This window comes from Ochrobactrum sp. 19YEA23 (assembly GCF_029909865.1).
Lineage (GTDB): Bacteria > Pseudomonadota > Alphaproteobacteria > Rhizobiales > Rhizobiaceae > Brucella > Brucella gambitense.
Genome location: NZ_JASAMQ010000001.1, coordinates 1,060,980 through 1,083,735 on the forward strand (window position 1 = coordinate 1,060,980; position 22,756 = coordinate 1,083,735).

The following is a 22,756-nucleotide window of genomic DNA, read 5'->3' on the forward strand; positions in this document are numbered from 1 at the left end:
TCGCGGCGGTATTGATCGGGATCGTAGTCGGATGGCTGAGCGGCCGTAAATAAGGCAGTTGCCGGATTGGCTCGGCCTGCAAGAAATAAGATGTGCTCAATCAATAGATTAGGGCGCAATGTATAGAGTACGAGGGAAACCGACATGCCGTTGCTGATTATTCAACTGGCGATCCTTGTTGCAGTGGCGTTTATCGTCGGATGTGTTCTGGGCAAATTGTTCCGGGGCAAAAGCAAGGCCATGACTGACGAGGAACGCACCATCGTTGCGGCTGCGCTTTCTACGCCTGCTGCGGATGAGAAGCCAGAACCGGTTCAGCCTGTCGCTGCTCCGGTGGAAGTAGCGGCGCCCCTGAAAGACAAGAAGCCGGAAAAAGTCTGTGCGCCGAAGAAAGCGCCTGTACCGGATGCGGAAGTCGTTGGCGGACCACTGCCGGTTCCCGCTACCCCACCGGAAGAACCGAGCGAGCCGAAAGATCCGGGCCGCCCAGAGCTTCTGGATGCGCCCCGGGAGGGCCGGGCCGATAAGCTGACCGCGATTAACGGTATCGGCAATGCTATCCAGACGATGCTTAATGCGCTGGGCGTTTATCATTACGACCAGATCGCAAGCTGGTCGGATGAAGAAACTGTGTGGATCGAACGTCACATAGGCTTCCCGCGCCGAATCGTACGCGAAAACTGGATTGCTCAGGCGGCAAAGCTTGCTGAAACGACGAGCAAGCCAGCGGCCAAACGGCCAGCCAGAGCCAAGAAGGCACCCGCGAAGCCAAAGGACAAGCCTGTGAAGAAAACTGACGCTTGATAGAGTTATGGGATGAGGTTTTAGTATTTCATCCCGAAGAAGCTGAAGCTATTTAACGACGCCCGTATACCAGATCGGTCTCGATATCGGCAGAACCGGTCAGGCGCGCTTTATAGACTTCATAATTTTCCATCACGCGCTGCACATAGTTGCGCGTTTCCGAATAGGGAATGCGCTCTATCCAGTCCACGATCTCGTCGATCGACTGGCCCCTTGGGTCTCCATACTTCTCGACCCACTCAGAAGCGCGGCGCGGCCCGGCATTGTATCCGGCAAAGGTCAGCACGTAAGAACCGTTGAAACGATCAAGCTGCTCGCCAAGAAAATGCGCACCAAGCGTGGCATTATAACCCGCGTCGCTCGTTAGTCGTGGTGCAGAGAAAGCCATGCCGTTGCGTGTGGCGACGCTCTTTGCGGTCGCCGGCATCAGCTGCAGTAGTCCGCGCGCGCCGGCCTTGGAAACTGCGCCGACATTGAACTCGCTTTCCTGCCGTGCAATCGCATAGGCAAGCGCCTTGCCTGAACCGCTTATATTGGCGCTGGCCGGGATGGCGCCGAGCGGATGCGACAGTGCACCAACATCGAGCCCGCGCATCGCGGCGGTTTTGCCAACACGCAGTGCCAGATAGTGGTTCTCGTTGCGCTCGGCCATGACGGCCAACAATGCGAGTTCACCGACGCTGTCCAGTTCCTGCGAAAGCTGAGTATAGATGGATGTCGCCTTGGCGGCATAGCCGATCTGTTCCAGACGCTTGATCGCCTGCACCGCATTCCGGTTGGCAAAACGGGCGCGATCCGTATCACTTGGTCGCGGATAGATCAGTTCCGGGGCTTTCTCATCCAGCTTGGCGGCGGAGAGCTGGCCATAAAATGTCGTACCGAAATGCGCTGAGCGGCGATAATAGTCGCGCGCATTGCCACCGCTTCCCGCGTCCGCAGCGCGTCCAAGCCAATAATAGGCGCGTGATGCGGAGATCGGACGGGCAGAGATTTCAGCAATTCTGGCGAAATGCGGTGCGGCTGTCTTGGGCTGCTTGAGCGCGCGGAGTGCATACCAACCGGCGTGGAATTCCGCTTCGGCTGCAACTGTTGGCGATTCGGCGGCATGGGCCGCGACCACCTTATAAGCGAGCTGCGGCTTGCCGAGGTCGAGCAGTTCGCGCGACAGAATCCGCCGTTCGGTCCACCAGGCGTCCGGATCAACCAACATGGCGGCCTGACGCGGCGCCTTCAACATCAGATCGGTGGCGTCGTCATAGCGCTCAGCGCGACGCAGATAGCGGATCTTCAGAAACTGGTAGGCTGCATTTGCCTGCCAGGAGCGATCAACGGCAGCAATCGTCGCTGCTGCATTGGGCGCTTTCTGGGCGACGGCTGCAAAGGCATTGTAAAGCGACTGCGCCTGTGCGGGACCGGCAAGCAGCTTGGCCGACTGGGTGCGGTCATTATAGATCGCGCGCAGAAAACGCTGCTGATGGTCTTCGCGTGTCAGAATACCGTTGAATTCCTTCAACACTTTCTGCTCGTCATCCGACGACAGACGCTGTGTTGCCCACCAGGGCGACAGGAGTTCACGCGCCTTTGCAGGATTGCCAATGCTGACATAGGCACGCGCCAGCACGATCATGCCTTCGGTGGTCACCGGTCGACGGCTGCCTAAAGCGGCCATGACGGTTCCAGCAGGCGGGTTCTCTTTGAACAGAGCCCGTTCTGAATTGCGCTGAAGCGTGGAAATGCCGGGCCAGCCGGGCAGTTCAGCTGTCGCGGCGGCGATCTCGCCGCTTGAAACGCCATCGATACCGGAGGTCGCAATGGCCCAGGTCAGGATTTGTCGGTCGAGCGAACCGCGCGGCATTCCGTTTCGAAAAGCAACAGCGCTCGTAACATCGTTCGAATAAAGCGCATCAAGCCCGCTCTTCAGCGTGCCGCCAATGGCGGCCGGGTTTTCAACGCGGCTGAAGGATGAGGTGATAACCGGATCTGGCGGTGTGGGGCGCGGCGTTGGCGTCACAAGATTCATCGGCGAGGCAGGAGACTGCGCTGCGGCAGGCGCAAAGGGGCGCGCAAGCGGCGTCGGCACTTCGGTCGGCAGTGACGATTGCGCAAACGAAATCGTCGGCTGCAGGGCAACCGCAATAAGGCAACCTGCAAGCAGGGCCTTTCGTCTGATACTGATCGCTATGACTTCTTTAGACATCCGCACTCTGAAACAAAAATCCGGCCAACCGGGACTGTGGTTGCTGTGAAATATGTTAGCAAAATTCGGCTTTTGTTAGCCTTCCATTTTGCCAGCAGGTTTCGTCATCCATGATAAGCCTCAGGAATGAAACTATGATTAATGAAAGCTTTATAAGATAGTCTCGCAGGTGGTGAAATGGCTGTCCGAAATACCCCTCACTGACGACAGTCGGAACCTTCGGGGGAGGGGCTTGAATAAAGCCGGGATTTTCGTCGCAAATCCGCCGTATTACCCCTGTTTTCCGCTTGCAATGTGCTTGCTCCATTCTTTCTGCAAGACTATTGTTCAACGCCTCCGCAAACCGCAAAGCAGGTCGAGTGCCCCTTGAGGTTTGAGGTTCTGTCTATCTTTTTCAGGAGTTACTGATGCTGAAGGGCTCAATTACCGCGCTTGTCACGCCATTCGATCGTGAAGGAGCGTTCGATGAGAAAGCTTTTCGTGCATTTGTTGACTGGCAGATAAAAGAAGGCACCAAAGGTCTCGTTCCCGTCGGCACCACCGGCGAAACGCCGACGCTTTCCCATGATGAGCACAAGCGCGTCATCGAGGTTTGCATCGAAGTCGCCGCCGGTCGCGTGCCGGTCATCGCCGGTGCAGGCTCGAACAACACGGTCGAGGCGATTGAACTCGCCCAGCATGCTGAAAAGGCTGGGGCGGATGCCGTGCTCGTGGTGACGCCTTATTATAATAAGCCGAACCAGCGTGGCCTCTACGAGCATTTTTCGCGGGTTGCGCGTTCGATTTCCATCCCGCTCATCATCTACAACATCCCGGGCCGCTCGGTTATCGACATGACGCCGGAAACGATGGGTACTCTGGTGCGCGATCACAAGAACATCATCGGTGTGAAAGATGCGACCGGCAAGATCGAACGCGTTTCCGAACAGCGTGGAACCTGTGGCAAGGATTTCATCCAGCTTTCGGGCGAGGATGCAACGGCGCTCGGCTTCAATGCCCATGGCGGGGTAGGGTGCATTTCGGTTACGTCGAACATCGCGCCGCGTCTGTGCGCCGAGTTTCAGGATGCCTGCCAGGCTGGCGATTACGCCAAGGCGCTGGAATTGCAGGATCGCCTGATGCCGCTGCACAAGGCGCTGTTCATCGAGCCGAATCCGTCTGGTCCGAAATATGCCCTGTCGCGCCTTGGGCGCGTCGAAAACAGCCTGCGCTCGCCAATGGTGCAGGTCGAGGAGTCGACCGCTGAGAAGATCGATCTGGCCATGAAGCATGCAGGCCTCATCAACTGATCCGGCAATGGTCGTGCTGTCAGTTGAAGAAATGGCAAGCTGGTGATTTTTACGCTCCCGTCGTCGCGGGAGCGTTTTCATTTTAAATGCAACGCATTATATAGTGCAGTTATGAACAAGCCGAAGAATTCCCCTGCGCGCAAGATTATCGCGGAAAACCGCAAGGCGCGCTTCAATTTCGAGATTTTGGACACGCTTGAGGCCGGTCTGGTTTTGACTGGCACCGAGGTGAAGTCTCTGCGCGCCAATCAGTCGAACATCGCCGAAAGCTATGCCAGCTTCGAGAACGGTGAGTTCTGGCTGATCAATTCCTATATTCCGGAATATACGCAGGGCAACCGCTTCAACCACGAGCCTCGCCGTCTGCGCAAGCTTCTGGTCAACCGCCGCGAAGCCTCGCGTCTGTTCAACTCGGTTTCGCGCGATGGTATGACTGTCGTTCCGCTGAAACTATACTTTAATGATCGCGGACGCGCGAAGCTGGAACTGGCCGTCGCACGCGGCAAGAAGAACCATGACAAGCGCGAGACGGAAAAGAAGCGCGACTGGGGTCGTGAAAAGGCCCGCTTGCTCCGTGATCGGGGCTGACCTTAGAGCCTGTTCCAAAAGTCGTTCTGTGTGGCTGCAAATGGCAATTTTCTACGTTCCGGTGCTCACGTACCAATAGTACGCTCCGCTCCGGTACTCGAAAATCACCATTTTCGCACACAGATACCGCTTTTTGATTCAGGCTCTTATTCCAACGAAAAAGAGCGCCGTGAGGCGCTCTTTTGATTCATGCGTAAGAGTGGATATTCTCAATAACCGAACCGCAAAATTGCAGCGGTTCGAAGAGGGCCCGTCTCCGAGCCCTTGTCGATATCAATAGCCTTCGTCGAGATCGTCGTCCTGGCGGCGCGGTGCGCGTTCTGACGGGTCACGACCGATTTCAGCCTTCAGCGAAACGAGATCGATGAAATGATCGGCCTGACGGCGCAGTTCATCGGAAATCATCGCGGGCTGCGTGGTCAGCGTCGAAACGACGGAAACCTTGCGGCCCTTGCGCTGCAGGGCTTCTGCAAGCGAACGGAAATCGCCGTCGCCGGAGAAGATGACGAAATGGTCGACGGTGTCGGTCAGCTGCATGGCATCGACGGTCAGTTCGATATCCATATTGCCCTTCACCTTGCGGCGGCCGGTCGAATCGGTGAATTCCTTGGCGGCCTTGGTGACGACTTTGTAGCCGTTGTAATCCAGCCAATCGATCAGTGGACGGATCGACGAGTATTCCTGATCTTCAACAAGCGCAGTATAGTAATAAGCGCGCAGCAAATAACCGCGCTTCTGAAATGCCTTCAAAAGCTTGCGGTAATCGATGTCAAAGCCCAGGGTCTTGGATGCTGCGTATAAATTGGCGCCATCAATAAAAAGCGCAATTTTTTCACGAGAATCGAACATCGTGCAATATATCCACTCTACAGCCTAACGGGAGTGGACCGTCGACCGCGTATTCAGATTTGTTTCACAAACGTCGGCTGGCGAAATATTTCTACCAATAGCGTTTATAGCGTTTCTAAGGACAAATTATAGAAAAACAAGCAACCATAGGTTGTTATTTTAGTGAGCTAATTTACCTTTTGTAGCAATTCAGATATGTGAACGAATTTTGGTCTAGTTAATATTGTTCCATTATGAACCGCAATGAGATAATATCCGGTATATCGTTTAAAATCGAGGACATAAGAGCGGATAAGGGCTATTTGACGCCTATAATCCCGCTTTAGCTTGTAATTTCGCCCAACAGGCGTTATGTGCAGAAAAAAATCCGTTAAAGTTCGAAAATGAAAGGGACCGCGTATGGCCCGCGTCACCGTTGAGGACTGCGTAGACAAAGTCGAGAACCGATTCGAGCTGGTTCTGCTCGCCGGTCATCGCGCCCGCCAGATTTCCCAGGGCGCTTCGATCACTGTCGACCGCGACAATGATAAGAACCCGGTCGTTGCATTGCGCGAAATCGCCGATGAAACGCTTTCGCCGGACGATCTGAAGGAAGACCTGATCCACTCGCTGCAGAAGCACGTGGAAGTGGACGAGCCGGAAGCTGCCGCTCCCGCACAGATCACGTCGTCGTCTGACGAGCTGGTTGAAGGCATTGCCGAAGCTGCCGAGGAAGATGTCGTGTCTTTCGACCGCATGTCGGAAGAAGAGCTTCTGGCCGGTATCGAAGGTCTGGTTGCCCCGGAAAAGAACGACGACTTCTAAGTTTCGTTCGGGCTGTCCAATTTATACACGCGCTGCGGCTCATCAGGCTGCGGCGCGTATTTTTACGCGCGTGAACATAAAATGATCGCCGCGGTGGCTTGCAGGAAGCCAATTTCTGTCTGAAATTAATCCTGTTGGCAGATAATCGGTGCTAAAGCTCGCAAAACACTCGATAATTTGCGAAGTTGTGCTCGATTGGGGTGTTTAGGTGTTGCTGTATGGCCGCTGATCGCCCTGCATTGGTTTGAGGGAGTTGTTGTAGATGATGCGCCAGTATGAGCTTGTGGAGCGTGTGCAGCGATACAAGCCGGATGTAAACGAGGCGCTTCTCAACAAGGCATATGTCTATGCCATGCAGAAACATGGCAGCCAGAAACGTGCTTCCGGCGACCCTTATTTCTCCCATCCTCTGGAAGTTGCGGCTATCCTCACCGACATGCATCTCGATGAGGCGACGATTGCCATCGCGCTATTGCACGACACCATCGAAGACACGACCGCGACCCGTCAGGAAATCGACCAGCTGTTCGGGCCGGAAATCGGCAAGCTCGTCGAAGGTCTGACCAAGCTCAAAAAGCTCGATCTGGTTTCCAAGAAAGCTGTGCAGGCTGAAAACCTGCGCAAGCTGCTTCTGGCCATTTCCGAAGATGTGCGCGTGCTTCTGGTGAAGCTCGCCGACCGTCTGCACAATATGCGCACGCTCGGCGTGATGCGCGAGGACAAGCGTCTGCGTATCGCCGAAGAGACCATGGATATCTATGCGCCGCTTGCTGGCCGCATGGGTATGCAGGACATGCGCGAAGAGCTTGAAGAGCTGGCCTTCCGCTACATCAATCCCGATGCGTGGCGCGCGGTCACGGACCGTCTGGCTGAGCTTCTGGAAAAGAACCGCGGTCTTCTGCAGAAGATCGAAAAGGATCTTTCCGAGATATTCGAGAAGAACGGCATCAAGGCCAGCGTCAAGAGCCGCCAGAAAAAGGCGTGGTCGGTGTTCCGCAAGATGGAAACCAAGGGCCTGTCCTTTGAGCAGCTTTCCGACATTTTTGGTTTCCGCGTCATGGTCGATACGGTGCAGGACTGCTACCGGGCGCTGGGGCTGATCCATACGACATGGTCGATGGTGCCGGGGCGTTTCAAGGATTATATCTCGACGCCGAAGCAGAACGATTATCGTTCGGTACACACCACGATCATCGGGCCGTCGCGCCAGCGTATCGAGCTGCAAATCCGCACCCGTGCGATGGATGAAATCGCCGAATTCGGTGTGGCTGCGCATTCAATCTACAAGGATCGCGGCAGCGGCAACAATCCACATGCGATTTCGACCGAAACCAATGCATATGCCTGGCTGCGCCAGACCATCGAACAGCTTTCCGAAGGTGACAATCCGGAAGAGTTTCTGGAACACACCAAGCTGGAGCTGTTTCAGGATCAGGTTTTCTGTTTTACGCCGAAAGGCCGCCTGATTGCACTGCCGCGCGGTGCGACGCCGATCGATTTCGCCTATGCAGTTCACACCGATATTGGCGACAGCTGTGTCGGCGCAAAGGTCAATGGCCGCATCATGCCGCTGATGACCGAGCTGAAAAATGGCGACGAAGTGGATATCATCCGCTCCAAGGCGCAGGTGCCGCCCGCAGCATGGGAATCTCTGGTTGCAACCGGCAAGGCGCGTGCCGCCATCCGTCGCGCAACGCGTTCGGCTGTTCGCAAGCAATATTCCGGCCTCGGTATGCGCATTCTCGAACGCGCCTTCGAGCGTGCAGGAAAGCCGTTCAGCAAGGATATTCTTAAACCCGGACTGCCGCGATTGGCGCGCAAGGATGTGGAAGACGTGCTTGCCGCCGTCGGACGCGGCGAACTGCCGTCCACCGATGTCGTGAAAGCCGTTTATCCAGATTATCAGGATACCCGTGTCACCTCGCAGAACAGCCCCGCCAAGACCGGTGAGAAGGGCTGGTTCAACATTCAGAACGCCGCTGGCATGATCTTTAAGGTGCCTGAAGGCAGTGAAGATCCGGAAGGTGACAAAAACAAGGATCAGGAAACCGCACCAAAGCCGGGTAAGCGCGCTTTGCCGATCCGCGGTACCAATTCCGATCTGCCGGTGCGGTTTGCTCCGGAAGGTGCTGTTCCGGGCGACCGCATCGTGGGCATTCTTCAGCCGGGCGCCGGTATCACCATCTACCCGATCCAGTCGCCGGCACTGACCGCCTATGACGATCAGCCGGAACGCTGGATCGATGTTCGCTGGGATATCGATGAAACGATGCATGAGCGTTTCCCGGCCCGGATCAGCGTTTCTGCGATCAACTCGCCCGGCTCACTGGCCGAGATTGCGCAGATTGTTGCGGCCAATGACGCCAATATTCACAATCTCTCCATGGTGCGTACAGCGCCGGACTTTACCGAAATGATCATCGACGTTGAAGTGTGGGATCTGAAGCACCTCAACCGCATCATTTCCCAACTGAAAGAAAGCGCGAGCGTCAGCGGCGCAAAGCGCGTGAACGGATAGGACCAAGATGAACACCGAAGGCGTGCTTGCCGTCTTCCGCGAAGCGGGAGCGATCCTCGAAGGCCATTTCATTCTCACTTCCGGCCTTCGCAGCCCTATTTTTCTGCAAAAGGCGCGCGTGTTCATGCATGCCGACAAGACGGAAAAGCTCTGCAAGGCGCTGGCTGAGAAGATCAAGGCGGCAAATCTCGGCCCCATCGACTATGTCGTCGGTCCCGCTATCGGTGGTCTGATCCCGTCTTATGAAACGTCGCGTCATCTGGGTGTACCTTCGGTCTGGGTCGAGCGCGAAAACGGCGTCTTCCGCCTGCGCCGCTTCGATGTCCCCAAGGGCTCGCGCGTTGTGATCGTGGAAGATATCGTGACGACGGGCCTGTCGATCCGCGAAACCATCGAATGCATGAAGGAACTCGGCATCGAAGTGGTTGCTGCGGCCTGCATCGTTGACCGGTCGGCTGGCAAGGCTGATGTCGGCACCAGGCTGATCGCGCTTGCGGAATATGAAGTGCCTGCTTATCCGGCTGACAATCTGCCGCCGGAACTGGCTGCTATTCCGGCTATCAAGCCGGGCAGCCGCAATATTTGATTGCCTATTTTCGTCAGGATATGCGTTAGCAACCGCGTATTTTAAAAGACTTTCTGGCGGGATATAATGTAAAAGTTGATCCCGCAGAGCTATTACAGCTCTGCGGCGAAATTTCACTTTACGAATGACCTTAGGTTTACGTACTCTCCGCCGTTAACGAGAGAATTCGTTCAGTTTCCGTCGACAGGAAAATCCATCGTGGCTGTAACGTCTGTAGTTTTCGATCCGAAATCACCATTTCGCGCGCCGTGCGGCATCTGTGTCGACTGCGATGTGCGTCGTATGGCGGTTTGTGCTGCGCTCGACGACGGTGATCTCGGCGCGCTGGAAGCGATCATGACGTCCAAAAAGCTGGATGCGAACGAGATGCTCGTGGAGGAGGGGGAGCCGAAGGCGCGGGTCTACAGCCTGACCTCCGGCATGTTGCGCATCTATACCTCTCTGCCGGACGGACGCCGCCAGATTGCGGGCTTCCTGTTTCCCGGCGATTATCTCGGTCTCGCCGATGACGATGTCTATTCGCAGTCGGCGGAAGCTGTCGTGCCTTCAGTTTTGTGCGCCTTTTCCACAAAGGAAATGGAAAATCTGATGGAGCGCTTTCCGAAGCTCAAGGAAAGACTGCACCAGATGACCCGCGCTGCGCTGCGCACAGCGCGCGACAACCAGCTCGTTCTTGGTCGTCTCGCGCCGGTGGAGAAGCTTGCGAGCTTCCTGCTGGTCCTCTCGGCGCGTGCTGAAAAGCGCGGAGAACGCGCTAATCCCGTGCATTTGTCGATGAACCGCACTGATATTGCGGATTATCTCGGTCTCACCATTGAAACAGTGAGCCGCAGCTTCACCAAGCTCAAGAGCCAGGGGCTGATCCAGCTCATTGACGCCAACACGGTCGAAATCATGTCGCGCCGTTCGCTCGCAGCCGTTGCGGGCATGGATCTGGACGCGTTTTAAGCTCACTCCCAATCCTCTGCTCATTCATCGTCACCCGTTGATTCAAATCAATGCGGGGTGCCGCTTTGCCCTGTAATTTTTACCGTAAAGATTGATGCGGCTACAAAGGGACGGCCGCGCGGTGAATGGGGAGAAAGACGGGTGCTCTTGTGTCTGGTCACTGCAACATTGGCTGTCATTCATGCGGGGTGCCTTGCCGCCTCATGCCGTCCAGTGCCGCAGGCTGCAACTCGGGTTCCGGCATCAGCTTCTCCATTCGCTCTGGCAGAGCTTCGCCAGTCCGCGCGCCGCGCGAGGTGGATGCGCCATGCATGAAGAAACGATAAAGCGTTACGCAGCACTTGCCGTTCCGCGTTACACGTCCTTTCCGACGGCTGCCGATTTCGTCCCCTTTGAACCGGAAACCACGCATCGCTGGTTGCGCCAGATTGGCCCGGGTGAGGGCATCTCGGTCTATATCCACGTACCTTACTGCAAGCAGCTTTGCTATTATTGCGGCTGCCATGCCAAGGTAGCCATTCGCGACGATGTCGTCGAAAGTTTCTATCATTCGCTTTTGAATGAAATCGAGACGGTGGGGCATGTGCTGACCGGTCGTCCGCGCATCACCCATCTGCATTGGGGCGGGGGAACGCCGTCCATCCTGAATTCCTCCCAGTTTATTGAAATCATCACGGCTCTGCGTTCGGTGTTCGAGTTCTCGCCAGCGATGGAACATGCCATCGAACTTGATCCGCGCACGGTCACGCCGGACCTCGTCAGGACGCTGGCTTTCATGGGCGTCAACCGCGCCAGCCTGGGCATTCAGGATGTGGATGTTCGCGTGCAGAAGGCCATTGGCCGTGTGCAGATAATGGAAACCGTGTCGGAAGCCACATGGCTTCTGCGAGGCGAAGGCATCGAAAAGATCAACTTCGACCTCATCTACGGACTGCCGATGCAGACGGTGGATAGCCTGCGCCGCACCTGCGAAACCGTTGCCTCGCTCCGTCCGGACCGTGTTGCCTGCTATGGTTATGCGCATCTGCCGCAGCGCCGCGCCAATCAGCGCCTGATCGATGTCAGCCTTCTGCCCGATGCGGAAGAGCGCTTTGCGCAGTCGCGGGTGGTCGCCGAATGTTTTTCGGCTCTTGGCTACGAGCCGGTGGGTATCGATCACTATGCTTTACCGGATGATGCGCTGGCAATCGCTGCCCGCAAGGGCCTGCTGCACCGCAACTTTCAGGGCTACACCACGGATAGAAGCCAGACCCTGATTGGTCTGGGGCCATCATCCATCTCGCAATTTCCGGGTGGTTACGCACAGAATATTCCGGATATCGGGCAATATCGCAGGAAGGTCGATGCGGGCGAACTAGCCACGATGCGCGGCTATACGATGCGCGAAAGCGACCGTCTGCGCTCGGCTATCATCACCGATCTGATGTGCAATTTTCAGGTTGATCTGGATGAAGTAGCGCCGGGCATGGAGTTCTCCGATGAACTCGCCTTGCTGCGGCCGCTGGTGGCCGATGGTCTGGTCGAAGTGAAGGGCAGCGTCATCCGCGCTACCGAAGATGGCAAGCCGTTGATCCGCCTTGTGGCCGCGGCCTTTGATGAATTCCGCAGGGAAACGGTGCAGGGCTTTAGCTTTGCCGTGTGATCCTGCGCCTAGAGCATTTCCAGCAAAAGCGCGTAGCGTCTACGCGGGGAAATCAGTTCACTGGACTGATTTCTTATCCCGCTTCGATGCGTAGGAAATGCGCAAAAACAAATAGCCTGATCGAGCGGTTCCATTAGAGCCGCTCTGAAAATGCCGCTGTACCGGGCCGTCAAGAAGGTCAGTGGCATGGGAGCGCCGCCGTTGGGGGACGTGCGGCGCTCCCCCTTTTCGGGGGAACCTTTTCAGATTCAAGCTTTTGCTTTGCGGTTCTTTTCCAGCTTTGGCAGGAAGACCGTCAAAAGACCAAGCAATGGCAGATACGAGCAGATCGTGTAGACGAACTCGATGCCCTTGCGGTCGGCGACGATGCCGAGAACTGCGGCTGCAATGCCAGCCATGCCGAAGGCAAAGCCGAAGAACAGGCCGGACACCATACCCACACGTCCCGGAAGCAATTCCTGCGCAAAGACCACGATGGCAGGGAAGGCCGAGGCCAGGATGAAGCCGATGATCACCGTCAGCACAGCCGTCATCTCAAGATTTGCATAGGGCAAAGCCAGAGTGAAAGGCAGGACGCCGAGGATGGAAACCCAGATCACCTTGCGCGTTCCGATGCGATCACCGATCGGGCCGCCGAAGATCGTTCCCGCAGCGACAGCGCCGAGGAAGAGGAACAGCAGGATCTGCGAGGTCTGCACCGACACGCCGAAATGGTGGATCGTGTAGAAGGTGTAGTAGCTCGTCAGGCTCGCCATGTAGATGTATTTGGTGAAGATCAGCAGCGCGAGCACAGCCACGGTGGCGATCACCCGGTTGCGCGGCAGCGGCAGCGTCCTGTCAGGCTGCGCCCTGCGGGCATTGGCCAGCCGGTAGCGATTGTACCAGTTGCCGACATACCAGAGCAGCAACATGCCCGCCAAAGCGGCGACCGAGAACCATGAAACGCTGATCTGGCCGAAGGGCAGTACGACAAAAGCTGCAAGCAGCGGTCCGATGGACGAGCCGAAATTGCCGCCGACCTGAAACAGCGATTGTGCGAAGCCATGCTTGCCGCCCGATGCCAGTCGCGCAACACGCGATGCTTCCGGGTGGAAGACAGACGAGCCGAAGCCGACGCAGGCAGCACCCATCAGCAGCACCGAATAGTGATGCGCCGTGGCCAGCAATATGAGGCCGACAAGGGTGCAGCCCATGCCGAAAGACAGTGAATAGGGCATCGGCTTGCGGTCGGTATAAATGCCGACAAGCGGCTGCAAGATGGATGCCGTCATCTGGAAGGTGAAGGTAAGAAGACCAATCTGCCAGAACGACAGGCTGTAATTCTCCTTCAGCATCGGATAGATGGCCGGAAGGAGCGACTGCATCATGTCGTTCAGGAAATGGCCCATGCTTGTGGCCAATATGATGGTGAGGACCGTATTGTCCGCACCGCTGTTGGACGGCTGCTGCGCAGCACTCATGCTCATAATGCTACTCCGAATAATTCCCGGTCTGCTGCTCCGATCTTCTCGGTTATCGGGAAGAAAAGATAGCGCGTGGATGTTTTGAAATGGAGATTTCGTCGAGCGTACTCTCCAGTTCTCTCCTCATAAGCGTATTGCGCGTCGCCCGCTTTCGTGATTTGGTCCATTACTTTCGAGAGTGGGCCAAGCTGAGCCGTTTGAGAATGAGTTTGAGATGAAACCGCCATCGCCATCACGTCTTTTCTTGCCCGAGAGCGAAGAACTGCAACGCTTTCACGAAGACCGTGTGGCGATGCTGGAGACCATGACCGGGCCGGTGGTGGCGCTTCCGACGAAATATCCAGACGGCTATTTCGTACCCCGCCATAGCCATTCGCGCGCGCAGCTTTTGTGCGCTTCTCAAGGCGTGGTTCTGGTCACAACGGACGCCGGGCGCTGGATGATCCCGGGCGATCACGCAATGTGGATACCTGCCGGTATCGAGCATTCGGTCGAGATCGTGGGCGATGTCTATATGCGCTCGATCTATATCAGCACCGATGCCGTGTCGGGCGTGCCCGACCATCTGCATGTGGTGGGGCTGACCGATCTGATGCGTTGCCTCATCATCGATGCGACGACAGTCGACAGTATACCGGAGGCGGGAAGCCGGGATGCGCTGGTTATCGAGCTGATCCTGCGCGATCTGCACACCCTGCCGCAAAGATCTCTGGGGTTGCCTATTCCCGACGATCCGCGTCTGCAGAAGCTCTGTCGCGACTTCGTGAAGAATCCATCCTCGCGCGTCACCATCGATGATTGGGCGGACAAGCTCGCCATGAGCAGGCGCTCATTCACCCGGCATTTCCAGCGCGAGACGGGGGTGAGCCTTTCGGTATGGCGGCAGCAGGCCTGCCTCTTCGCTGCCGTTCCCCGGCTTTCGGAAGGGGAAGCAGTGACAAGTGTGGCGCTCGATCTCGGATACGACAGCGTTTCAGCCTTTACGACAATGTTTCGCCGCATGCTGGGCGTATCGCCTCGTCATTATCAGCCAAGACCAGACCTCGCGCCAACGGAATACCGCGACGCATGATCGGTAGGATGATCTAATAATAGCAATTGTTTCCGCTCGAGGAGAGCAGTATTAAGGGCCCATGTTATTCCAACGCCGACATCCACTGACCCGACGGGAGCGCCTGAGACTTATGGTCTGGCCGCGCCGTTCTTTTTCCCGTTCTTTCAAATACGGGGGTAAGAGGATTCTGCGTATTACCGCGTCGCCGCATGCGGTGGCTGCGGGGCTGGCGGTTGGTGTCTTCTCGGCATTTACGCCGTTTTTCGGCTTTCATCTGATCATCGCGATTGTGCTGGCCTATTTTCTGGCAGGCAATATTGCGGCTGCCGCCATCGGCACCACGCTGGCCAACCCGCTCACTTTGCCTTTCATCTGGGGAAGCACCTTCGAACTCGGCCGCTTCATCATGAATGGCAGCGTCGACTCGGCCCCTCCGGTGCATCTTGGCCGTGCTCTCGAAACGATGCATTTCGATGAGATCTGGACGCCGCTCCTCAAACCGATGCTGTTCGGTTCGACCATTCTGGGTGCTGCCTGCGCGGTGCTGGTCTATTTTGTGACGCGTTATGCCGTGTCCGTGTTTCGCCGTCGCCGTCTGGAACGACTGGCTGAAAAACACAAGCTGCATAGCGAACGGGGGCTTCAGCAAATATGATCGTCGGCATTGGCAGCGACCTCATCGATATCCGGCGTATCGAAAAAGCTCTAGAGCGGCATGGTGACCGTTTCCGCAATCGGGTCTTCACCGAGATCGAGCAGAAGAAATCGGACGGACGCCAGCAGCGTGCGGCGTCCTATGCCAAGCGCTTTGCCGCCAAGGAAGCCTGTGCCAAGGCGCTCGGCACCGGCATTGCGCGCGGCGTGTTCTGGCGCGACATGGGCGTGGTCAATGCGCCGTCCGGCAAGCCCACCATGCATCTGACGGATGGGGCAGCCAAACAGTTGCAGAGACTTCTGCCGCCGGGAACCCGCGCTGCCATACATCTGACAATTACCGATGATTTTCCTCTCGCGCAGGCTTTCGTGATCATCGAGGCGCTGCCAGAGCAGGCTTGAGCGGTTTTGGCGGTCCTGACGGAAGTTGTTGGGGTTGTGACAGGTAAACTCCTGCTCATAATCGTGCGAGAAAGCAGTGCGCGGATTGCCTCACGCAATCTTAGCGGTTATTAGATCGCGTTATCGCAAGCGGAGAGACAATGAGCGTGTCCAGCAAGAGTGAAACCAAAAAGTCCGGCGGCCTAGGCGAAACCATCAGCGTTATCGTGCAGGCGCTGCTGCTGGCGCTGGTCATTCGCACCATTCTTTTCCAGCCATTCAGCATTCCTTCGGGCTCCATGCGCCCGACGCTTCTGGAAGGCGATTATCTGTTCGTGTCGAAATATGCCTATGGCTATTCGCGCTTTTCGCTGCCCTTCGGTCTCGACCTGTTTTCGGGCCGTATCTGGAGCGCGGAACCGAAGCGCGGCGACGTGGTGGTTTTCAAACTGCCGAGCGACACGTCTGTTGATTACATCAAGCGCGTGATCGGCCTGCCGGGTGACCGTGTGCAGATGCGCGGTGGCGTACTTTACATCAACGACCAGGCAGTTAAGCGCGACCGGGTCGGCACCATCGACAATCCCGATGTGACCGAAGTGAACCGTCCGGTCGAGGTTTATCGCGAAACGCTGCCGGAAGGTGTGACTTATGACACGCTCGACCTCGCACCGAACTCCATCGGTGACGATACGCGCGTCTTCGAGGTGCCAGCCGGTCATTACTTCATGATGGGCGACAATCGCGACAACTCGCTCGATAGCCGTTTCGGTGTTGGTTATGTGCCGTTCGAAAATCTTGTTGGTCGCGCCAATATCATCTTCTTCTCCATTGCGGACAAAGCCAGCCCGCTGGAAATCTGGAAATGGCCGACCGATGTGCGTTTCAGCCGCTTGTTCACTTCTGTGAATGCTGCGCCGCACACCGCCGTCACCGGAAACTGAGATGGTATCCGCAGGCCAGGCAGCAACAATTCTTGAGGAGCGCACCGGACACCGTTTTATGAATTTGAAACGGCTGGAACGTGCGCTCACGCATTCAAGTGTGCAGGCCCCTTCGCGGGCGAATTATGAGCGACTGGAGTTTCTCGGTGACCGCGTGCTGGGTCTCGCTGTCGCAGAAATGCTGTTCGAAGCATTTCCCGAGGCTTCTGAAGGCGAATTGTCGGTGCGCCTCAATGCACTGGTCAATGCCGAAACCTGTGCGGCAATTGCCGACGAAATCGGTCTCGCCAATTTCATTCACACCGGCTCCGATATCAAATCGCTGAACGACAAGCGCCTCATGAATGTGCGGGCCGATGTCGTGGAAGCGCTGATCGCCACCATCTATCTCGACGGCGGCCTTGAAGCAGCACGCTCTTTCATCAAGCGTTACTGGAAGAAAAGGTCGCTTGAAACGGGCGCAGGACGCCGCGATGCCAAGACAGAGCTGCAGGAATGGGCGCATCAGCAGGGCAATGTGCATCCGTCCTATTCCGTTTTGAGCCGCAGCGGCCCGGACCATGACCCGCTCTTTGTGGTCGAAGTTCAGGTGCAGGGTTTCGCGCCGGAAAATGGCGAAGGACGCTCAAAGCGCATCGCCGAACAAAGCGCTGCAGAAGCCATGCTCTACCGCGAAAGCGTGTGGAAGCGCGACGAAACTATATGACGCAAGAACTCACGTTTTTTCAATCGAGATCGGTTATAATCGATCGATTGCGACAGATTTCGTTGTGATGACGACGCTGTTGCACAAAGGGAGCGTGTCAAGGGGACCACGCTCTATCAAAATATCGTCTGGAAGGATGGACAATGAATAATCGGACGACACCGACAGAAAGCGAAACGGAAACCGGGCAAACCCGCTCGGGCTTCGTTGCGTTGATCGGCGCGCCAAATGCGGGGAAATCCACACTGGTCAACCAGCTTGTGGGCACGAAAGTATCGATTGTCACGCACAAGGTGCAGACGACGCGCGCGCTCGTGCGCGGCATTTTCATCGAGGGTCCGGCGCAGATCGTGCTGGTCGACACCCCCGGTATTTTCCGCCCTAAGCGCAGACTCGACCGCGCCATGGTCACCACGGCCTGGGGCGGCGCGAAGGATGCGGATATCATTCTGGTTCTGCTGGATGCGCAGGGCGGTCTCAATGAGAACGCGGAAGCGCTTCTGGAAAGCATGAAGAATGTGCGCCAGAAAAAGGTGCTGGTGCTGAACAAGGTTGACCGCGTCGACCCGCCGGTCCTGCTCACGCTGGCCCAGAAGGCCAATGAACTCGTGACCTTCGACCAGACATTCATGATCTCGGCGCTCAACGGTTCTGGCTGCAAGGATCTGGCGAAATATCTGGCTGAAAACGTGCCGAATGGTCCGTGGTATTATCCGGAAGACCAGATTTCCGACATGCCGATGCGCCAGCTCGCAGCCGAAATCACCCGCGAGAAGCTCTATCTGCGTCTGCATGAAGAACTCCCCTATGCATCGACCGTGGAAACGGAACGCTGGGAAGAACGCAAGGACGGATCGGTTCGCATCGAACAGGTCATCTATGTCGAGCGCGAAAGCCAGAAGAAGATCGTTCTCGGCCACAAGGGCGAGACCGTGAAGTCCATCGGCCAGTCGGCGCGCAAGGAAATCTCGGAGATTCTCGAGCAGACGGTTCACCTGTTCCTGTTCGTGAAAGTGCGCGAAAACTGGGGCAACGATCCCGAGCGCTATCGCGAAATGGGACTTGATTTTCCCACCTAGCAGTCAAAACTGACGTCTATGGAATGGCATGATGAAGGCATAATTCTCGGCACACGTCGTCATGGTGAAACCAGCGCCATTGTCGAAGTGATGACCCGTGAACATGGCCGACATCTGGGTATGGTGCGCGGCGGGCGATCCCGCCGCATGCAACCGCTGCTCCAGCCCGGCAACCATGTCGATATCGGCTGGTGGGCGCGGCTGGACGAGCATATGGGCAGTTTCACCATTGAGCCGCTGGGCTTTGCCGCAGCGCGGCTTATCGAAACCCCGGTCGCGCTTTACGGTATCCAGCTTGCGGCCTCGCATTTGCGGCTATTGCCGGAACGCGATGCGCATCGCGGCCTTTATGAAACGCTGCGGCTTATCATCGAACATTTTGACGATCCACTTGCATCCGGCGAATTGCTGCTGCGGTTCGAAGTCATGATGCTGGAAGAACTGGGCTTCGGTCTCGATCTCAAGGAATGTGCCGCGACAGGCCGTCGTGAAGAGTTGATCTATGTCTCGCCGAAATCCGGGCGGGCGGTCTGCCGCGAAGCGGGCGCGCCTTGGGCGGACAAGCTTCTGGCCTTGCCTGCTTTTGTCAATGACACGGCTGTGCGAGCGTCGTCTTATGAAGACATCGACCATGCGTTCAAGATGACGGGCTATTTCTTCCTGCGCCATGTCTGGGAACCGCGCGCGCAGACGCCTCCCGATTCTCGTGGCGGTTTTTTGAACGCGCTCAAACGCGGACAGGCAGGCTGAAAACTTCGCCTTCGAACGCTTCCGCACCGCGACCGATCAGTTTGATCGCAGCGCCCATTCGGCCATTACGGCCCAGAATTTCATCTGCAATCTCTATCAGGCGTATGTTCGGTGTGGCGGAAGGCGACTGTTTCCGCAACTCGCGTGCCAGTGCCGTCTCGTCGCTTTGCGGATTGAGCGCCATGGCCGCGATATAAGCGGCAGCGGTTGAACGGGAAATGCCCGCATAGCAATGGATGAGCAGCGGCGCGTCCTTCTGCCAGGCTTGCACGAAATCGAGCAAGGCTTGCACATGGCCTGCATCGGGCGCAACCATGCCTTCGCGCGGCTCGACGATGTCGTTGAATGTCAGCACCAGACGCTGCGCAGTGAAGCCTTCAGGCAAGGCCGGAACTTCGCCACTGGTCAGTGTCACCACATGGCTTGGCCTGTGCCGCTCCAGCTGTGCAGCCAACTGGGAGAGGGGGCTGACGACGATCAGCGTCATGAGCCGCTCTTGCGTTTTTCTTCCAGCAAAGCAAAGCGCGCCAGAAAGTCACTCTGTACATTTTGGGTCGGGCGCGGGGTCAGGTCGAGTTCGGCGGGATCGAAATCGCGCGGACGGCCAAAATATTTGACGGCCTCGCCTTCGCTGAAACCGGCCAGCCGCGTGGCTTCAAAATAGGCGGCGATCTGATCGGCGCGTTTTACCAGCGGTTTGAGCTTTGCGGACAATGTCGTCGGCAGGGAAAAGCGGTGGTGAATGGCGGTTTGCAGGCGTGTTTCGATCAGCTTGTAATTGCCGCCCATCACAGCTTTAAACGGCGATATCATGTCGCCGATCACATATTCAGGCGCGTCATGCAGCAACGTCAGGATTTGCCATTCGGCGCTAGCATCCGGCTGAAGGCGGTTGAAAATCTCTTCCACCAGCAGCGAATGCTGCGCAACGGAGAAAGCATGCTCGCCGATGGTCTGCCCATTCCAGCGCGCCACGCGGGCAAGGCCATGCGCGATGTCCTCAATCTCCACATCAAGCGGCGAGGGGTCGAGCAGGTCCAGCCTGCGTCCCGACAACATCCTTTGCCAGGCGCGCGCTTTGCCGGATGATTTATCCGCAGCCGCCATCAGGCTTTGCCTGCGTCGGCTTCCGGGAAGCCAAACCGGACATGTGGCGGGAGGCTCAGCTCAAGCGGCATTTCACCAGCAAGAAGGGGTGTGCCTGCATCCATGGCATCCTTGACGCGGTCTATGCGCACGAGCGCGATACCGATGCCGTTCGCAGAACTGCCGAGATTGCCGACTTCGCGTCCGTCCGCTGTAATGGGCGTGCCGAGCGGCGGCAGATTGCCTTCCGCCCTGGCGACCAGAACACGGCGTCGCGGCGTGCCGCGATGCTGCATGCGGGAGACGACTTCCTGCCCGATGAAGCAACCCTTCGGGAAGGTGACGCCGCCGATCTGGTCGAAATTGACGTCGTGCGGAAACACATCGCTATAGGCAAAATCGGCTTCGCCTTCCGCGATGCCATATTCGGCGCGCAGTTTTGTCCAAGCTGATGCGTCGGCATTTCCGCCGGCCTGCCCATAGGTGCGCAGCACGTTCAGCTCTGCTGGAAAGCGGGAATCGCGCTTTGTTGAATCATCTTGTGAAGGAGTGGAATCAGTTTGCCAGGAAACGCTGACAAGTGATTCCGGCAATTGTGTAATTTCCGCTTTGGCGCGCAGCCGGTAAAGCGTGATGCGTTTGCAGAAATCAGCTGCAATGCTCGCGGGCATGTCGAAGCGCAGGCCGTTTTCGATACGCGAAACAAGGAAATCGAACAGGATTTTTCCCTGTGGCGTCAGCAGCGCACCCGGCTTGGCTTCGTCAGGGCCGAGCTTGTCGAGATTTGTCGTGATCACCGCCTGCAAAAACTTTTCCGCGTCTTCGCCAGTGATGTGCACCAGTGCTCTGTTGGAAAGATTGATCGTTTCGGCTGCCGTTGTCATCGCTTCTTCCTTGCGTTTCGCGCCTTCGTTACGTAATCCCCATTGGAAAGGCTCGCAAGTCCCATCCCAATGCTAGGAGACCATAATGGCCGAGACGTTCGACACGATTCTGAAAGGCGCAACCATCGTCAATCATGACGGCACCGGGCAGCGCGATATCGGTATCCGCAACGGGCGCATCGCTGCTATCGGCTCGCTGGGGCAGGCTTCGGCAGGCGAAGTGATTGACTGCACCGGCCTGCACATCCTGCCGGGCGTCGTAGACAGCCAGGTCCATTTCCGCGAACCGGGCCTTGAGCATAAGGAAGATCTGGAAACAGGTTCCCGTGCTGCTGTACTGGGCGGCGTGACGTCCGTTTTCGAAATGCCAAACACCAAGCCGCTGACGACGACTGTCGAAACGCTGGAAGACAAAATTCGTCGCGGTCGTCATCGTATGCATTGCGATTTCGCCTTCTGGGTCGGCGGCACGCGGGACAATGCCAAAGACGTTGGCGAACTGGAGCGCCTTCCGGGCGCCGCAGGCATCAAGGTGTTCATGGGCTCCTCGACTGGTGATCTGCTAGTTGAAGACGATGACGGCGTACGCTCCATCCTGAAGAACACGCGCCGCCGCGCTGCCTTCCATTCGGAAGACGAATTCCGTCTCAAGCAGCGTGAAGGCTTGCGCGTGCAGGGCGATCCGTCCAGCCATCCGGTCTGGCGCGATGAAGGTGCCGCGCTGCAATGCACGGAACGACTGGTGCGCATTGCACACGAAACCGGCGCGCGCATTCATGTGCTGCACATCTCTACGGCTGAGGAAATCGACTTTCTGCAGGCGCACAAGGACGTTGCGACCTGCGAAGCAACGCCGCATCACCTGACGCTTTCTGCCGATGACTACAAGACGCTGGGCAATCTCATCCAGATGAACCCGCCAGTGCGCGACAAGCGCCACCGCGACGGTGTCTGGAAGGGTATCGATCAGGGTATTGTCGATGTGCTCGGCTCCGATCACGCGCCGCATACGCTGGAAGAAAAGCAGAAGCCTTACCCGGCTTCGCCATCCGGCATGACTGGCGTGCAGACACTGGTGCCGATCATGCTCGACCATGTGAATGCAGGCAAACTGTCGCTGGAACGCTTCGTCGATCTGTCGAGCCACGGCCCGAACCGTATTTTCGGCATGTCACGCAAGGGCCGCATCGCTGTCGGCTACGATGCCGATCTGACGATTGTCGACATGAAGCGCCGCGAAACCATCACCCACGAACAGGCTGGCTCGAAGGCTGGCTGGACGCCTTATCACGGCAAGACTGTCACCGGCTGGCCGGTCGGGACGATCGTTCGCGGTATCAAGGTGATGTGGGACGCCGAAATCGTGAACCCGCATCAGGGTGAGCCGGTCGAATTCATCGAAGCTCTGCCGCGCGGATAATGGTTTTTCACGCCGTTCCTGTGAATGGCGTGATCTGTCCCATCTTTGTCCGGCATCTATCTTTCGATCCGCTTTGTAAGGCGTAAATTCTCTCCTATATTTACACTGTA

21 protein-coding genes and 1 pseudogene are annotated in these 22,756 nt (G+C 57.0%); 16 read left to right on the plus strand and 6 right to left on the minus strand.

What is annotated here, in order from left to right:
* The first annotated feature begins 144 nt into the window (after positions 1-144).
* Positions 145-804 (plus strand): 50S ribosomal protein L21, encoded by a 660-nt coding sequence (locus tag QBD01_RS04850; RefSeq protein WP_280991812.1) that lies wholly within the window; start codon positions 145-147, stop codon positions 802-804.
* Positions 805-856: 52 nt separating this feature from the next.
* Here the strand turns inward: QBD01_RS04850 and QBD01_RS04855 are convergent, their stop codons facing one another.
* Complete coding sequence (locus QBD01_RS04855; RefSeq protein ID WP_280991813.1) at positions 857-3,001, minus strand: lytic transglycosylase domain-containing protein; 2,145 nt, start codon at positions 2,999-3,001, stop codon at positions 857-859.
* A gap of 407 nt (positions 3,002-3,408) precedes the next feature.
* Between QBD01_RS04855 and dapA the strand changes: the two genes are divergently transcribed.
* Together dapA and smpB are read left to right on the plus strand one after the other, a co-directional pair.
* Entirely contained in the window at positions 3,409-4,290 is an 882-nt protein-coding gene (gene dapA, locus QBD01_RS04860; RefSeq protein ID WP_280991814.1) for a 4-hydroxy-tetrahydrodipicolinate synthase, read from the plus strand.
* Between the two features lie 111 nt (positions 4,291-4,401).
* Positions 4,402-4,878, plus strand: coding sequence for an SsrA-binding protein SmpB (gene smpB / locus QBD01_RS04865; RefSeq protein ID WP_113533993.1), 477 nt, complete (start codon positions 4,402-4,404; stop codon positions 4,876-4,878).
* 273 nt (positions 4,879-5,151) lie between these two features.
* Here smpB and QBD01_RS04870 read toward each other — a convergent pair whose 3' ends face one another.
* A complete protein-coding gene (locus QBD01_RS04870) occupies positions 5,152-5,727 on the minus strand; it encodes an NYN domain-containing protein (protein ID WP_113533992.1) in 576 nt (191 codons plus the stop codon).
* A 399-nt stretch (positions 5,728-6,126) separates the two neighbouring features.
* Between QBD01_RS04870 and rpoZ the strand changes: the two genes are divergently transcribed.
* The 5 genes from rpoZ to hemN all read left to right on the plus strand — a co-directional run bounded on the left by rpoZ (position 6,127) and on the right by hemN (position 12,225).
* Entirely contained in the window at positions 6,127-6,531 is a 405-nt protein-coding gene (gene rpoZ / locus QBD01_RS04875; RefSeq protein ID WP_078340702.1) for a DNA-directed RNA polymerase subunit omega, read from the plus strand.
* A gap of 262 nt (positions 6,532-6,793) precedes the next feature.
* Positions 6,794-9,049 carry a bifunctional (p)ppGpp synthetase/guanosine-3',5'-bis(diphosphate) 3'-pyrophosphohydrolase gene (locus QBD01_RS04880; RefSeq protein ID WP_280991815.1) on the plus strand — a complete coding sequence of 752 codons (2,256 nt, stop codon included), beginning with the start codon at positions 6,794-6,796 and terminating at the stop codon, positions 9,047-9,049.
* Positions 9,050-9,056: 7 nt separating this feature from the next.
* Positions 9,057-9,635: an orotate phosphoribosyltransferase gene (gene pyrE, locus QBD01_RS04885; RefSeq protein ID WP_280991816.1), complete on the plus strand. Its 579-nt coding sequence runs from the start codon at positions 9,057-9,059 to the stop codon at positions 9,633-9,635.
* Positions 9,636-9,917: 282 nt separating this feature from the next.
* Positions 9,918-10,583, plus strand: a complete 666-nt coding sequence (locus QBD01_RS04890; protein ID WP_280992113.1) for a cyclic nucleotide-binding domain-containing protein — start codon at positions 9,918-9,920, stop codon at positions 10,581-10,583.
* Between the two features lie 307 nt (positions 10,584-10,890).
* Entirely contained in the window at positions 10,891-12,225 is a 1,335-nt protein-coding gene (gene hemN / locus QBD01_RS04895) for an oxygen-independent coproporphyrinogen III oxidase (RefSeq protein ID WP_280991817.1), read from the plus strand.
* 248 nt (positions 12,226-12,473) lie between these two features.
* Here hemN and QBD01_RS04900 read toward each other — a convergent pair whose 3' ends face one another.
* On the minus strand, positions 12,474-13,691 hold the full coding sequence (locus QBD01_RS04900; RefSeq protein WP_182520118.1) for an MFS transporter: 1,218 nt from the start codon (positions 13,689-13,691) through the stop codon (positions 12,474-12,476).
* Positions 13,692-13,932: 241 nt separating this feature from the next.
* Here QBD01_RS04900 and QBD01_RS04905 point away from each other — a divergent pair, with 241 nt between their 5' ends.
* The 7 genes from QBD01_RS04905 (at position 13,933) to recO (ending at position 19,256) form a co-directional block, all read left to right on the plus strand.
* Positions 13,933-14,760, plus strand: a complete 828-nt coding sequence (locus QBD01_RS04905; protein WP_182520463.1) for a helix-turn-helix domain-containing protein — start codon at positions 13,933-13,935, stop codon at positions 14,758-14,760.
* 61 nt (positions 14,761-14,821) lie between these two features.
* Entirely contained in the window at positions 14,822-15,397 is a 576-nt protein-coding gene (gene bspA / locus QBD01_RS04910; RefSeq protein WP_280991818.1) for a type IV secretion system effector BspA, read from the plus strand.
* Positions 15,394-15,798 carry a holo-ACP synthase gene (gene acpS, locus QBD01_RS04915; protein WP_280991819.1) on the plus strand — a complete coding sequence of 135 codons (405 nt, stop codon included), beginning with the start codon at positions 15,394-15,396 and terminating at the stop codon, positions 15,796-15,798. The genes bspA and acpS overlap by 4 nt, the downstream gene beginning before the upstream one ends.
* Before the next feature lie 140 nt (positions 15,799-15,938).
* The gene (gene lepB / locus QBD01_RS04920) at positions 15,939-16,721 is read left to right on the plus strand and encodes a signal peptidase I (protein WP_280991820.1); all 783 of its coding nucleotides are present in this window, start codon (positions 15,939-15,941) and stop codon (positions 16,719-16,721) included.
* Position 16,722: 1 nt separating this feature from the next.
* Entirely contained in the window at positions 16,723-17,427 is a 705-nt protein-coding gene (gene rnc, locus QBD01_RS04925) for a ribonuclease III (RefSeq protein ID WP_280991821.1), read from the plus strand.
* Positions 17,428-17,570: 143 nt separating this feature from the next.
* Entirely contained in the window at positions 17,571-18,506 is a 936-nt protein-coding gene (gene era / locus QBD01_RS04930) for a GTPase Era (protein ID WP_182520122.1), read from the plus strand.
* A gap of 18 nt (positions 18,507-18,524) precedes the next feature.
* Positions 18,525-19,256: a DNA repair protein RecO gene (gene recO / locus QBD01_RS04935; protein WP_078340715.1), complete on the plus strand. Its 732-nt coding sequence runs from the start codon at positions 18,525-18,527 to the stop codon at positions 19,254-19,256.
* On the opposite strand, the gene QBD01_RS04940 is transcribed toward recO, so the two are convergent.
* The 3 genes and pseudogenes from QBD01_RS04940 to QBD01_RS04950 all read right to left on the minus strand — a co-directional run.
* Complete coding sequence (locus QBD01_RS04940; RefSeq protein WP_280991822.1) at positions 19,234-19,743, minus strand: protein-tyrosine phosphatase family protein; 510 nt, start codon at positions 19,741-19,743, stop codon at positions 19,234-19,236. The genes recO and QBD01_RS04940 overlap by 23 nt on opposite strands.
* Entirely contained in the window at positions 19,740-20,363 is a 624-nt protein-coding gene (locus tag QBD01_RS04945; RefSeq protein ID WP_280991823.1) for an HD family hydrolase, read from the minus strand. The genes QBD01_RS04940 and QBD01_RS04945 overlap by 4 nt, the downstream gene beginning before the upstream one ends.
* Positions 20,363-21,292, minus strand: a pseudogene (locus QBD01_RS04950) (YgfZ/GcvT domain-containing protein); the annotation flags it as partial. The pseudogene QBD01_RS04950 and the gene QBD01_RS04945, both read right to left, overlap by 1 nt.
* Positions 21,293-21,311: 19 nt before the next feature.
* Here QBD01_RS04950 and QBD01_RS04955 point away from each other — a divergent pair.
* A complete protein-coding gene (locus QBD01_RS04955) occupies positions 21,312-22,646 on the plus strand; it encodes a dihydroorotase (protein ID WP_280991825.1) in 1,335 nt (444 codons plus the stop codon).
* Positions 22,647-22,756 lie beyond the last annotated feature (110 nt).

Coding starts and splice junctions, on each gene's coding strand:
- QBD01_RS04855 (WP_280991813.1), bottom strand. CDS start 3,001: ATGTCTAAAGAAGTCATAGCGATCAGTATCAGACGAAAGGCCCTGCTT.
- bspA (WP_280991818.1), top strand. CDS start 14,822: ATGTTATTCCAACGCCGACATCCACTGACCCGACGGGAGCGCCTGAGA.
- acpS (WP_280991819.1), top strand. CDS start 15,394: ATGATCGTCGGCATTGGCAGCGACCTCATCGATATCCGGCGTATCGAA.
- QBD01_RS04940 (WP_280991822.1), bottom strand. CDS start 19,743: ATGACGCTGATCGTCGTCAGCCCCCTCTCCCAGTTGGCTGCACAGCTG.
- hemN (WP_280991817.1), top strand. CDS start 10,891: ATGCATGAAGAAACGATAAAGCGTTACGCAGCACTTGCCGTTCCGCGT.
- rnc (WP_280991821.1), top strand. CDS start 16,723: ATGGTATCCGCAGGCCAGGCAGCAACAATTCTTGAGGAGCGCACCGGA.
- dapA (WP_280991814.1), top strand. CDS start 3,409: ATGCTGAAGGGCTCAATTACCGCGCTTGTCACGCCATTCGATCGTGAA.
- QBD01_RS04870 (WP_113533992.1), bottom strand. CDS start 5,727: ATGTTCGATTCTCGTGAAAAAATTGCGCTTTTTATTGATGGCGCCAAT.
- pyrE (WP_280991816.1), top strand. CDS start 9,057: ATGAACACCGAAGGCGTGCTTGCCGTCTTCCGCGAAGCGGGAGCGATC.
- rpoZ (WP_078340702.1), top strand. CDS start 6,127: ATGGCCCGCGTCACCGTTGAGGACTGCGTAGACAAAGTCGAGAACCGA.
- lepB (WP_280991820.1), top strand. CDS start 15,939: ATGAGCGTGTCCAGCAAGAGTGAAACCAAAAAGTCCGGCGGCCTAGGC.
- QBD01_RS04880 (WP_280991815.1), top strand. CDS start 6,794: ATGATGCGCCAGTATGAGCTTGTGGAGCGTGTGCAGCGATACAAGCCG.
- QBD01_RS04850 (WP_280991812.1), top strand. CDS start 145: ATGCCGTTGCTGATTATTCAACTGGCGATCCTTGTTGCAGTGGCGTTT.
- QBD01_RS04955 (WP_280991825.1), top strand. CDS start 21,312: ATGGCCGAGACGTTCGACACGATTCTGAAAGGCGCAACCATCGTCAAT.
- recO (WP_078340715.1), top strand. CDS start 18,525: ATGGAATGGCATGATGAAGGCATAATTCTCGGCACACGTCGTCATGGT.
- era (WP_182520122.1), top strand. CDS start 17,571: ATGAATAATCGGACGACACCGACAGAAAGCGAAACGGAAACCGGGCAA.
- QBD01_RS04900 (WP_182520118.1), bottom strand. CDS start 13,691: ATGAGCATGAGTGCTGCGCAGCAGCCGTCCAACAGCGGTGCGGACAAT.
- QBD01_RS04945 (WP_280991823.1), bottom strand. CDS start 20,363: ATGGCGGCTGCGGATAAATCATCCGGCAAAGCGCGCGCCTGGCAAAGG.
- smpB (WP_113533993.1), top strand. CDS start 4,402: ATGAACAAGCCGAAGAATTCCCCTGCGCGCAAGATTATCGCGGAAAAC.
- QBD01_RS04890 (WP_280992113.1), top strand. CDS start 9,918: ATGGCGGTTTGTGCTGCGCTCGACGACGGTGATCTCGGCGCGCTGGAA.